This is a genomic window from Streptomyces sp. NBC_00249 (genome assembly GCF_026342355.1).
Taxonomy (GTDB): domain Bacteria; phylum Actinomycetota; class Actinomycetes; order Streptomycetales; family Streptomycetaceae; genus Streptomyces.
The window spans coordinates 201,172-213,510 of the sequence record NZ_JAPEMV010000005.1; the positions used below are offsets into that span (position 1 = coordinate 201,172).

Here is a 12,339-nt window from a genome sequence, read left to right on the forward strand (position 1 = left end):
CTTGGGGCCCGGCGTCAGGGGCGGTGGGTGAGGCCGTGCAGGACGGTGGCGGCGTGGGCTTGGGCTTGGGTGGGGTCGAGGGGGGCGTGTTCGACGAGGAGGCGGTACCAGAAGGGGCCGAAGACCAGGTCGGTGGCGTGGGTGAGGTCGGTGGTGGGTGGGATTTCCTGGCGGGCGAGGGCGCGGGTGAGGAGGCCGGCGACGAGTTCGCGGCGGGTGCGGGCCCAGGCGCGGAAGGCTTCGGCGAAGGCGGGGTCTAGTTGGGCTTCGGCCATGAGGCCGGTGAGGGCTTTGGCGCGGACGGGGTCGTGGCCGATGCGGTAGAGGTCGGTGAGGAAGGCGGTGAGGTCGCCTTCGAGGGTGCCGGTGTCGGGTTCGGGGACGCGGGTGGCGGTTTCGTGGGCGTAGGCGTCCATGACGAGGGCGGGTTTGGATTTCCACCAGCGGTAGACGGTGCTTTTGGCGACGTTGGCGCGTTTGGCGACGCCTTCGATGGTGAGGGCGCCGTAGCCGTTCTCGACGAGGAGGGCGGCGGTGGCTTCGAGGACGGAGTGGTGGGCGTCTTCGTTGCGGAGTCGCCCACCGGTGCGGGGCGACGGGTTCTGGGGAGTGGTTGACACGCCATCACGATAGCCCTACCGTTTATCGAAACGCTGCGTAGCGTTTCGATAAACGGTAGGGCGAGCAGGGGGATGAGTCATGAGCAGGATCGTGATCGCGCACGGGTACGGGATGGCGCCGTCCGAGCACTGGTATCCGTCGGTGGCGGAGGAGTTCTCGGGTGAGGGGCACGAGGTGCGGGTGCCGGCGTTCTCGGAGTCGGCGGCGCCGGATGCCGGGGTGTGGCTGAAGGAGCTGGCGGTGCAGACGGAGGGCGCGTCTGCGGGTGGGACGGTGCTGGTGGGGCACAGCCTGGGCGGGGTGAATGTGCTGCGGTTGCTTCAGCGGCACGACACGGCGGCCGAGGGGGCTTTTGCCGGGGTGGTGTTCGTGGCGTCGATGTCGGGCGAGGTGGGGTACGACGCGTTGGCGCCGTTCTTCTCGCCGGAGTTCGACTGGGCGCGGATCCGTGGGGCGGCGCGGGAGTTCCGGGTGTTGCACGCGGCGGACGATCCGGTGACGGGGGTTCGTACTCCGGAGCACATCATGCGGTTCGTGCGGGAGTTGGGGGCTACGGCGACGGTGACCGCGTCGGGCGGGCATTTTCCCAGTACGGGTGAGAGCCGGTTGGTGTTGCCCGACGCGGTGCGGTTGATACGGGAGGTGCTGTAGCCGCGGTGGGTGGTGCGGCTGTATCGCCGTGGTGGGTCAGCGGACGGGGTCGCCGATGTGGTGGATGCGGACGAGGTTGGTCTTTCCGCTGACGCCGGGGGGTGAGCCGGCGGTGATGACGACGATGTCGCCGGGGACGCAGCGTCCGATGCGCAGGAGTTCTTCTTCGACCTGGGCGACCATGGCGTCGGTGGAGTCGACGTGGGGGCCGAGGAAGGTTTCGACGCCCCAGGTGAGGTTGAGTTGGGAGCGGGTGGCGGGGTCGGGGGTGAAGGCGAGGAGGGGGATGGGGCTGCGGTAGCGGGAGAGTCGGCGGACGGTGTCTCCGCTTTGGGTGAAGGCGACGAGGAATTTGGCGCCGAGGAAGTCGCCCATTTCGGCGGCTGCGCGGGCTACGGCTCCGCCTTGGGTGCGGGGCTTGTTGCGGTCGGTGAGGGGTGGGAGGCCCTTGGTGAGGATGTCTTCTTCGGCGGCTTCGACGATGCGGGACATGGTGCGTACGGTCTCGATGGGGTATTTGCCGACGCTGGTTTCGCCGGAGAGCATGACGGCGTCGGTGCCGTCGATGACGGCGTTGGCGACGTCGGAGGCTTCGGCGCGGGTGGGCCGGGAGTTTTCGATCATCGAGTCGAGCATCTGGGTGGCGACGATGACCGGTTTGGCGTTGCGCTTGGCGAGTTTGACGGCGCGCTTCTGGACGATCGGGACGAGTTCGAGGGGCATTTCGACGCCGAGGTCGCCGCGGGCGACCATGATGCCGTCGAAGGCGGCGACGATGTCGTCGATGTTGTCGACGGCCTGGGGCTTTTCGATCTTGGCGATGACGGGGAGGCGGCGGTCTTCTTCGTCCATGATGCGGTGGACGTCTTCGATGTCGCGGCCGCTGCGGACGAAGGAGAGGGCGATGACGTCGGCGCCGGTGCGCAGGGCCCAGCGGAGGTCTTCGATGTCCTTGTCGGAGAGGGCGGGGACGGAGACGGCGACGCCGGGGAGGTTGAGTCCCTTGTTGTCGGAGACCATGCCGCCTTCGATGACGGTGGTGTGGACGCGGGGGCCGTCGACGGCGGTGACTTCGAGGGTGACGCGGCCGTCGTCGACGAGGATGCGTTCGCCGGTGGTGACGTCGGCGTTGAGGCCCTTGTAGGTGGTGCCGCAGGTGTGGCGGTCGCCTTCGTGGTCGTCGACGGTGATGGTGAATTCGTCGCCGCGTTCAAGGAGTACGGGTCCTTCGCGGAACCGGCCGAGGCGGATCTTCGGGCCTTGAAGGTCGGCGAGGATGCCGACGCTGCGGCCGGTCTCGTCTGAGGCCTTGCGTACGCGCTGGTAACGCTCCTCGTGTTCGGCGTAGGTGCCGTGGCTGAGGTTGAGTCGGGCGATGTCCATTCCGGCTTCGACCAGTGCTTTGATCTGGTCGTATGAGTCGGTGGCGGGGCCCAGGGTACATACGATTTTTGCTCGGCGCATGGGGCGAGCGTATGCCCCTACCAGACAGTAGGAAATTGGTTCCGGGTGTCCACTCAACAACCTTTGAGCAAAAGCTTGTTGACAAATGTTGAATGTGCGCGGGGGTGCTCCGATGAGCACCCCCGGGACGGGGTGGTGGAGGTGTTTCAGAGCTGGGGCGGGGTCATGGTGAAGCGGGCGTTCACCTGGGCGTAGACGGTCTGGCGTTGGGGTTCGAGGTCGAGGGGCGGGGCGCCGGCGTCCTCGGCGGCGCCGTAGGCCATGGAGCGGAGCATGCCGGCGGGGGCGGCCATGGCGATGGGGGAGGCGTTCTCGGCGCCGAGGTCGGCGAGTTCGACGAGGGCGGCGAGCTGGGCGCCGAGGGCCTGGGCGTATTCGCGGGCGCGCTGGACGGCTTCGAGTACGGCTTGGCGGCGGGCTTCGCCGTGGGCGGGTGAGGTGGGGCGCAGGGCCCACCAGGGGCCGTCGACCTGGGTGAGTTCGAGGTCGGCGAGGCGGGTGGTGAGTTCGCCGAGGGCGGTGAAGTCGTTGAGTTCGGCGGTGATGTGGACGCGGCCGTGGTAGGCGCGGATGCGTTCGGCGCGGCCGTGGCGGGTGAGTTCGGGGGTGATGGAGAAGGCGCCGGTCTCGAGTTTTTCGACGGGGTCGCCGTAGCTCTTGACGAGGTCGAGGACGGCGTTGTTGCGGCGGGTGAGGTCTTCGAGTGCGGTGCGCCGGTCGGTGCCTCGGGCGCTGACGGTGATGCCGATGCGGGCGATCTCGGGGTCGACTTCGAGGCGGGCCTCGCCGCGGACGGCGACGCGGGGGACTTCGGGGGTTCCGTAGGGCTGGTGCGGGGCGTCGTACGGGGCGTCCTGGGTCATGGATTCACTGTCGCACTGTCGTCCGTACGGGTGTGGTCATCGGATCGAAACCTGACGGGGGTGTTGCGGCTTGTTACCGGTGGGTCAGAATCTACGCGCGTTGTTTCACGCTCATTACACGCCTCACAAGGGGAGATGGCATGGCGTTCGACCGTAGGACTTTCATGGGGGCTTCGGCCGCGACGGGTGCGGCTGTGGCGATGGCGGGGGCCACGAGCTCCCCGGCCGCCGCCGCGCCGGCGGCCGCGCAGCCGGCGTCGTCGAAGGGGGCGCGTACGTACGCGTTCACGGTGATGGGGACGACCGATCTGCACGGGAACGTCTTCAACTGGGACTACTTCACGGACAAGGAGTTCGACGACAAGGCGCACAACGATGTGGGTCTGGCGAAGATCTCGACGTTGGTGAATCAGGTGCGGGCGGAGAAGGGGCGGCGCAACACGCTGCTGATCGATGCCGGTGACACGATTCAGGGCACGCAGTTGTCGTACTACTACGCGAAGGTGGATCCGATCACCGCGCGGCGGGGTCCGGTGCACCCGATGGCGCAGGCCATGAACGCGATCGGCTACGACGCTGCGGCGCTCGGGAACCACGAGTTCAACTACGGGATCCCGGTGCTGCGCAAGTTCGAGGAGCAGTGCGACTTCCCGCTGCTGGGGGCGAACGCGCTGGACGCGAAGACGCTGCGGCCGGCGTTCGAGCCGTACAGCGTGCACCGGCTGCGGACGCCGTGCGGGCGGGACGTGAAGGTGGCGGTGCTGGGGCTGACGAACCCGGGGATCGCGATCTGGGACAAGGCGAACGTGCAGGGGAAGATGACGTTCCCGGGGCTGGAGGAGCAGGCGGCGAAGTACGTGCCGCGGCTGCGGTCCATGGGGGTGGACGTGGTGATCGTCTCCGCGCACTCGGGGTCGAGCGGTACGTCCTCCTACGGTGACCAGCTGCCGTACATCGAGAACGCGGCGGCGCTGGTGGCGGAGCAGGTGCCGGGGATCGACGCGATCCTGGTGGGGCACGCGCACACGGAGATCCCGGAGTACCGGGTGAAGAACAAGGCGACCGGCAAGGACGTGGTGCTGTCGGAGCCGCTGAAGTGGGGGCAGCGGCTGACGCTGTTCGACTTCGAGCTGGTGTGGGAGCGGGGCCGCTGGTCGGTGGCGAAGGTCGCGGCGAAGGTGCTGAACTCGAACACCGTGGCCGAGGACCCGAAGATCACGGGGCTGCTGTCGGACGAGCACCGCAAGGTCGTGGCGTACGTCAACCAGGTGATCGGTACTTCGACGCAGGCGATGTCCTCCGCGGAGGGTCCGGTGAAGGACGTGCCGATCATCGACCTGATCAACCACGTGCAGGCGGAGACGGTGAAGACGGCGCTGGCGGGTTCGGAGTGGGCCTCGCTGCCGGTGCTGTCGCAGGCTTCGTGTTTCTCGCGGACGGCGGCGATACCGGCCGGGCAGGTGACGATCCGGGACGCGGCGGGGCTGTACCCGTTCGAGAACACCCTGGAGGCGCGGCTCCTGACGGGGGCGCAGCTGAAGGACTACCTGGAGTATTCGGCGCGGTACTTCGTGCAGACCGCGGCGGGTGGTGCGGTGGATCCGGCGAAGGTGACGAACGCGGAGAACATCCCGGACTACAACTACGACGCGGTGTACGGCCTGGCGTACGACATCGACATCGCGCAGCCGGTGGGTTCGCGGATCACGGGGCTGTCGTTCCAGGGGAAGCCGGTGGATCCGGCGGCGCGGTTCGTGTTCGCGGTGAACAACTACCGGGCCTCGGGTGGCGGGAACTTCCCGCACGTCCCGCAGGCCAAGCAGCTGTGGGCGAACTCGGACGAAATACGTAACACGATCATCCAGTGGGTGAAGGCGAAGGGGACGGTGGACCCGGCCTCCTTCGCTTCGGTGGACTGGCGTCTGACGCGGGCCGGGGTGCCGGTCTTCTAGTCCGTTGTGCGGGTGTGCGGCCGGGTCCTGCTGTGGCGGGTCCCGGCCGTCGGTGTGTGCGGGCGGGGGTACGGGAGGGGGTTCTAGGGGTGGTCGACCAGGGGGAGGAGTTCGACGGTGGGGTGGGGGCGGGTGTGTTCGCGTTGTTCGAGGCCGAAGGTGGTGAAGGCGGTGCGGTGGGGCTGGGGGTAGGGCTCCTTGTCGGTGAGGGTGTTGAGGATGGCGGCGCTGCGCCAGGCGGCGAGGCCGAGGTCGGGGGCGCCGACGCCGTGGGTGTGGCGTTCGCCGTTCTGGACGAAGACGGTTCCGGTGACGGAGGGGTCGAGGACCATCCGGTAGCGGTCGTCGATGCGGGGGCGGCCGGAGGAGTCCTTGCGCAGGTAGGGGTCGAGGCCGGCGAGGAGGCTCGTGAGGGGGCGTTCCCGGTAGCCGGTGGCGAGGACGACGGCGTCGGTGGTGAGGCGGGAGCGGGTGCCCTGCTGGGTGTGTTCGAGGTGGAGTTCGACCTTGGTGGTGGCGACGCGGCCGGCGGTGCGGACGGTGACTCCGGGGGTGAGGACGGCGTCGGGCCAGCCTCCGTGGAGGGTGCGGCGGTAGAGCTCCTCGTGGATGGCGGCGATGGTGGCGGTGTCGATGCCCTTGTGGAGCTGCCATTGGGCGGGGAGGAGCTGGTCGCGGACGGGTTCGGGGAGGGAGTGGAAGTAGCGGGTGTAGTCGGGGGTGAAGTGTTCGAGGCCGAGTTTCGAGTACTCCATGGGGGCGAAGGAGGGGGTGCGGGCGAGCCAGGTGAGGCCTTCGCGGCCGTGGGGGCGGGCGCGCAGGAGGTCGAGGAAGACCTCGGCGCCCGACTGGCCGGATCCGATGACGGTGACGTGGTCGGCGCCGAGGATCCGCTGGCGGTTGTCGAGGTAGTCGGCGGAGTGGATGACGGGGACGGTGGGGGCGTCGGCGAGGGGGCGTAGGGGTTCGGGGACGTAGGGGGCGGTGCCGATGCCGAGGGCGAGGTGGCGGGTGTAGGTGCGGCCGAGGGCTTCGGCTTCTCCGTCGGTGTCGAGCTGGGTGTAGTCGACTTCGAAGAGGTCGCGTTCGGGGTTCCAGCGGACGGCGTCGACCTGGTGGCCGAAGTGGAGGCCGGGGAGGCGGCCGGAGACCCAGCGGCAGTAGGCGTCGTACTCGGCGCGCTGGATGTGGAACTGCTGGGCGAAGTAGAAGGGGAAGAGGCGTTCCCTGTGCTTGAGGTAGCTGAGGAAGCTCCATGGGCTGGAGGGGTCGGCGAGGGTGACGAGGTCGGCGAGGAAGGGGACTTGGAGGGTGGCTCCGTCGATGAGGAGTCCTGGGTGCCAGCGGAAGTCTCTGCGCTGGTCGTAGAAGGCGGTGGCGAGGGGTCCGACGCCTTGTTGGGGGAGGCCGTGGGCGAGGGCGGCGAGGGAGAGGTTGAAGGGGCCGATGCCGATTCCGACGAGGTCGTGGGGTGCATCGAGGTGGGCGGTCATCGGTGGGTCCTGCCTTCCAGGAGGGTGACGAGGGCGTCCAGGTCCCGCGCCGTGGTGTGGGGGTTGAGCAGGGTGGCTTTGAGCCAGAGGCGGCCGTCGGCGGTGGCGCGGCCGAGTACGGCGGTGCCGTCCTGGAGGAGGGTGCGGCGCAGGTCGGCGAGGTGGGCGTCGTCCGTGGGGGTGGGGCGGAAGAGGACCGTGGTGAGGGTGGGGTGTGCGTGGAGTTCGAAGCGGGGGTGGGCGTCGAGGAGTCCGGCGAGGTGGTGGGCGGCGGCGCAGGTGCGGTCGAGGAGGTCGGCGAGGCCGTCGCGGCCGAGTGAGCGCAGGGTGGCGGCGATCTTGAAGGCGTCGGGGCGGCGGGTGGTGCGCAGGGAGCGGCCGAGGAGGTCGGGCAGGCCGGCTTCGGTGTCGTCGGTGGGGTTGAGGTAGTCGGCCTGGTGGGCGAGGGGGGCCAGGAGGGTGGTGTCGGGGACGACGAGGAGGCCTGCGGCTACGGGCTGCCAGCCGAGTTTGTGCAGGTCGACGGTGACGGAGTGGGCGCGGGAGAGGCCGCTCAGCTTGTCGCGGTGTCGGGGGCTGAGGGCGAGGGTGCCTCCGTAGGCGGCGTCGATGTGGAGGTCGGTGTGGTGGGCGGCGCAGAGGTCTGCGAGGGGGTGGAGGGGGTCGATGAGTCCGGCGTCGGTGGTGCCGGCGGTGGCGGTGACGAGGACGGGGCCGGGGGTGGTGGCGAGGGCCTCGGCGAGGGTGGCGGGGTCGAGGGTGCCGGAGGGGGTGGGGAGGGCGACGGCGGGGGGCAGGCCGAGGAGCCAGGCGGCGCGGGGGACGGAGTGGTGGGCGTTGGCTCCGTGCAGGACGGTGAGGTGGGGGCCGTGGCGTTCGCGGGCGAGGAGCAGGGCGAGTTGGTTGGCTTCGGTGCCGCCGGTGGTGAGGAGGGCGTCGGGGTGGGGGGTGTCGTAGAACTCGGCGGCGAGGGTGCGGGTGAGTTCGGCTTCTAGGGCGGAGGCGGCGGGGGCCTGGTCCCAGGAGTCGAGGGACGGGTTGAGGGCGCTGACGGCGAGGTCGGCGGCGGCCGCGACGGCGAGCGGCGGGCAGTGCAGGTGGGCGGCGCACAGGGGGTGGGCGGGGTCTGCGGCGCCGGCGGTGAGGGTGTGGACGAGGGTGCGGAGGGCTTCGTGGTCGCCGGTTCCGTGGGCGGGGAACACCTCGCCGAGGGCGGCCCGGACGCGGGCGGTGACGGTGTCGGGGCCGCCGGCGGGGAGGGGTCCGCCGCGTTCGGCTGCGCCGGTGGCGAGGGCGGTGAGGACGGTGTCGAGGAGGGGCCGCAGCGCGTCGGGCCCGCCGGGGCCGCCGGCGAGGGGGGCTGTGGGGTGTGCGGGTGGCGGCGCCGGTTCGGGCATGGGGGCCTCCGGGGTCGGGCGGGGTGAGGACCCCTTCGCGGGGGTGGCTGCGCGGGGTGGGCTCCGCGGGGCGGGGTGTGCCGGGGCGGGCGGGACACCCGGGTGGTACAACGATCAGACCCGTTTGGGGTAACCGCCGGGGTTTGTCCGGGGTCGAATTCCGGCCGCGGCCGTAGCCGTTGCCGTTGCCGTCGCCCGGCGGGGGTTGGGTCGGCGGGGCGGCTGGCGCCGGGCGGGAGTGCCGTTGGGCGGCGGGTGCTTCGGCGCGCCCGCGGGGCGGCGGACCGGTCGTGGGCGGCCGCCCTGTGCGCGCGGCGCCCGGCCAGCCGGATCTGGAGGGGCATGCCTGAATTCCCCGCGCTGGGATACGAGTCGTGACGGGACTGCGCTGCCCAGCGTCGGGGGGGCGGGCAGGCAGCTGCGGCGCGGGCCTCGGGTGCGGGGCGTTGGGCGCGGACGCCGGGCGCGGGGTGCGGACGCCGGGCACGGGCGCGGGATGCGGACGCCGGCGCTAGGTGCGGGCGCCGGGTGCGGCGTGCGGGTGCGGGGTGCGGGTGCGGGGTGCGGGTGCCGGGCACGGGCGCGGGATGCGGGCACGGAACCGGGGCCGGGTGCGGGCACCGAGCCTAGGCGCTAGGTGCGGGCACCGAGCACGGGCGCCGACGCCGAGCCCAGGCGCTAGGTGCGGACGCCGGGTGTGGGTGCGAGGTGCGGGCGCGGCGCTGGACCGGGCGCGGGTGCGGCGGGGCGCTGATGGCGGGGACTGGTGCGGGGGCGGGTGCCGGGCGCAGGTGTGGGCATGGGGGCGGATGGCGGGTACGGAAGCGGGGCCGGGGTTGGGCCCTGCGGGCGGCTTCCCCCGCCCTGCCCCTTCCCGAAACCGGGGGCTCCGCCCCCGGGCCCCGCGTTCGTCTGCGGCGCCGCTGCCGGGGGCCTGCCCCCGGACCCCCGCGCCTCAAACGCCGGCGAGGCTGAAGGGGGGCCGGGGGTGGGCGGGCTCCGGCGGGGCTGAGGGGGCAGGGGTGGGGGTGGGGGCTGGTCCGGGGGGCGTCGGGCAGCTGCGTGGTGCCGCTGCTGCCCGACGGGGCGGATCCGCCCGTCTTCGGCCGGGCCCGGGGCGTCCGGTGCCGTGACCCGCAGAGCCGAAGGGCACGCGGGCGCGGTGCCCCACAGGGCCGATGCGCACACGGGGGCCGTGGTCCCCAGGGCCGACGGGCACCCGGGGGCCGTGACCCCCAGAGCCGACAGGCACCCGGGGCCGTGGCCGCAGGGACAGCGGGCGCGCGGGGGCCGTGGGCCTCAGGAACGGCGGGCGCCCCGGGGCCGTGGGCCGCAGGGGCGGCGGGCGTGCGGGGGCCCGTCGGGGGCGGTGTGGGTCAGGGGCGGGGCGGGGGTGTGGCGGTGCGGACGTGGAGGACTCGGGTCAGGTCGTCGAGCTGGTCGACGAGCTTGCGGCGGAGCAGCGGGATGAGGTCGGGGTCTTCCAGGCAGGCGCGGCCGGCCTGGAGGTTGGCCTCGTCGGCGGCGTGGACGGGGAAGGCCCAGCGGCCGGCGGCCTCGGCGATGGCGGGGCCGCGGCGGGCTCCGAGGGCGACGGCGTCGGGGTAGAAGCGGGGCACGTAGTCCCGTACGAGTTCGTTCTGTTCGGGCTGCCAGAAGCCCTGGGCGGTGGCGCTGAAGAGGTAGTTGGACAGGGTGTCGTCGTGGAAGAGGCGCTGCCAGGCGGCGGCCTTCGCCTCGGCGGTGGGGAGGGCGGCGCTGCAGCGGGCGGCGCCTTCCTGGCCGGTGGCGCTGGGGTCGGCGGCGAGGGCGGTGTCGATGTCGGACTGGGTGGCGGCACCGAGTACGCAGAGACGGGCGAGGATGCGCCAGCGCAGCTCGGGGTCGAGTTCGGGGCCGCCGGGGACGGTGCCGTCGGCGAGCCAGGCGGCGATGGTGTCGGGCTGGGTGGCGCTGGAGATGAGGGAGCGTACGGCGGCGAGCCGCAGTCCCGGTTCGCTGCCGTCCTCGGTGCGGCGCAGGAGGACGCGGGCGATGGAGGTGAGGGTGGTGAGGGCTTCGGTGCGGTGGGCCGGGGTGAGGTAGCGGTCGGCGACCTGGGTGCGGGCGAAGGTGAGGACGCCCTGGACGACGGCGAGGTCGGCTTCGGAGGGGAGGTGGGCCTCGGCGGTGGCGAGGTAGGTGGCGGGGGCGAGTTCGCCGTCGCGGACCATGTCGCGCAGGGAGCCCCAGACGACGGCCCGGGTGAGGGGGTCGGGGATGCGGGAGAGGGTGCGCAGGGCGGTGGTGAGGGAGGTGTCGTCGAGGCGGATCTTGGCGTAGCCGAGGTCTCCGTCGTTGAGGACGAGGAGGTCGGGGCGGCGGCCGCTGACGGAGAGGATCTCCTCGGAGGGGACGTCGAGGTCGAGGAGTTCGGCGCGTTCCAGGAGGCCGTCGGGGGCGAGTTCGTAGGCGCCCGCGGTGATGCGGTGGGGGCGGCTGCCGTGGCGGTCGACGGTGAGGGTCCAGCCGCCGGCGCTCTCCTCGATGCGGGGGGTGAGGGTGTCGATGCCGGTGGTGCGCAGCCAGTTCTCGGCCCAGGTGTGGACGTCGCGGTCGGTGTGGGCGGCGAGGGAGTCCACGAAGTCGGCGAGGGTGGCGTTGGCGAACTTGTGGCGGGCGAAGTGGGTGTTGATGCCGGCGAGGAAGTCCTTCTCGCCGAGCCAGGCGACGAGCTGGCGCAGGGCGGAGGCGCCCTTGGCGTAGGAGATGCCGTCGAAGTTGAGGAGGGCGGAGGCGGTGTCGGGGACGTCGTCGGGGCCGGGGGCGACGGGGTGGGTGGAGGGCCGCTGGTCGGCGTCGTAGCCCCAGGGCTTGCGTTCCATGCCGAATTCGGTCCAGGTGCCGGTGAAGCGGGTGGCTTCGGCGAGGGTCTGGTAGCCCATGTACTCGGCGAAGGACTCGTTGAGCCAGATGTCGTCGAACCAGGCGAGGGTGACGAGGTCGCCGAACCACATGTGGGCCATCTCGTGGGCGATGACCATGCCGCGGCGCTGGCGTTCGGTGTCGGTGACGGCGGAGCGGAAGACGAACTCGTCGCGGAAGGTGACGAGGCCGGGGTTCTCCATGGCGCCGGCGTTGAACTCGGGGACGAAGGCCTGGTCGTAGGAGTCGAAGGGGTAGGGCTCGGAGAACTTCTCGTGGTAGCGGTCGTAGCAGGCGGTGGTGATGTGGAGGATCTCGTCGGCGTCGGCGTCGAGGTGGGGGGCGAGGGACTTGCGGCAGTGGATGCCGAAGGGCAGTCCGGCGTGTTCGGTGGTGACGCTGTGCCAGGGGCCGGCGGCGACGGCGGCGAGGTAGGTGGAGATGACGGGGGTGGCGGCGGAGGTCCAGACGCCGGCCCCGTCGCGCTCGCGGTCGCCGGTGCGGGTGGTGATGCCGTTGGCGAGGACGGTCCAGTGGGCGGGGGCGGTGACGGTGAACTCGAAGACGGCCTTCAGGTCGGGCTGGTCGAAGGCGGGGAAGACGCGCTGGACGTCGTCCATGAACATCTGGGAGTAGACGTACGTCTCGCCGTCCGCGGGGTCGGTGAAGCGGTGGAGGCCTTCGCCGGTGCGGGAGTAGCGCATGGTGGCGTCGACGCGCAGCTCGTGGGGGCCTTCGGTGAGGCCGGTGAGCGGGAGGCGGTTGCCGGTGAGCGCGGCGGGGTCGAGGGGGTGGCCGTCGAGCGTGACGGAGCGCAGTTCGACGGGCTTCAGTTCCACGAAGGTGTCACCGGCGGCGCGGGCGCTGAAACGGATGACGGTGGCGGAGGTGAAGGTCTCGTCGCCGGTGGTGAGGTCGAGGGTGACGCCGTAGTGGTGGACGTCGAGGAGCTGGGCTCGGGTCTGCGCTTCGTTGCGCGTCAGTGCGGACATGG

The 12,339-nt window shown here is 71.7% G+C and carries 8 protein-coding genes; 2 read left to right on the forward strand and 6 right to left on the reverse strand.

All coding sequences use genetic code 11. The annotated features are described in order from the left end of the window. Positions 1-14: 14 nt before the first annotated feature. Positions 15-620: a TetR/AcrR family transcriptional regulator gene (locus OOK31_RS22660; RefSeq protein ID WP_267089127.1), complete on the reverse strand. Its 606-nt coding sequence runs from the start codon at positions 618-620 to the stop codon at positions 15-17. A gap of 79 nt (positions 621-699) precedes the next feature. Here OOK31_RS22660 and OOK31_RS22665 point away from each other — a divergent pair, with 79 nt between their 5' ends. Continuing rightward, positions 700-1,272 (forward strand): alpha/beta hydrolase, encoded by a 573-nt coding sequence (locus tag OOK31_RS22665; protein ID WP_267089128.1) that lies wholly within the window; start codon positions 700-702, stop codon positions 1,270-1,272. 36 nt (positions 1,273-1,308) lie between these two features. On the opposite strand, the gene pyk is transcribed toward OOK31_RS22665, so the two are convergent. Then, positions 1,309-2,736: a pyruvate kinase gene (gene pyk / locus OOK31_RS22670; protein WP_267089129.1), complete on the reverse strand. Its 1,428-nt coding sequence runs from the start codon at positions 2,734-2,736 to the stop codon at positions 1,309-1,311. Positions 2,737-2,882: 146 nt separating this feature from the next. Next, on the reverse strand, positions 2,883-3,599 hold the full coding sequence (locus OOK31_RS22675) for an SIMPL domain-containing protein (protein ID WP_267089130.1): 717 nt from the start codon (positions 3,597-3,599) through the stop codon (positions 2,883-2,885). Positions 3,600-3,739: 140 nt separating this feature from the next. Here OOK31_RS22675 and OOK31_RS22680 point away from each other — a divergent pair, with 140 nt between their 5' ends. Next, positions 3,740-5,551 (forward strand): bifunctional UDP-sugar hydrolase/5'-nucleotidase, encoded by a 1,812-nt coding sequence (locus OOK31_RS22680; protein ID WP_267089131.1) that lies wholly within the window; start codon positions 3,740-3,742, stop codon positions 5,549-5,551. An 83-nt stretch (positions 5,552-5,634) separates the two neighbouring features. Here OOK31_RS22680 and OOK31_RS22685 read toward each other — a convergent pair whose 3' ends face one another. From OOK31_RS22685 to pepN, 3 genes are all read right to left on the reverse strand, one after another. Then, positions 5,635-7,044: a lysine N(6)-hydroxylase/L-ornithine N(5)-oxygenase family protein gene (locus OOK31_RS22685; RefSeq protein WP_267089132.1), complete on the reverse strand. Its 1,410-nt coding sequence runs from the start codon at positions 7,042-7,044 to the stop codon at positions 5,635-5,637. After that, on the reverse strand, positions 7,041-8,441 hold the full coding sequence (locus OOK31_RS22690) for an aminotransferase class V-fold PLP-dependent enzyme (RefSeq protein WP_267089133.1): 1,401 nt from the start codon (positions 8,439-8,441) through the stop codon (positions 7,041-7,043). The genes OOK31_RS22685 and OOK31_RS22690 overlap by 4 nt, the downstream gene beginning before the upstream one ends. A gap of 1,376 nt (positions 8,442-9,817) precedes the next feature. After that, positions 9,818-12,337 carry an aminopeptidase N gene (pepN, locus tag OOK31_RS22695; protein ID WP_267089134.1) on the reverse strand — a complete coding sequence of 840 codons (2,520 nt, stop codon included), beginning with the start codon at positions 12,335-12,337 and terminating at the stop codon, positions 9,818-9,820. Positions 12,338-12,339 lie beyond the last annotated feature (2 nt).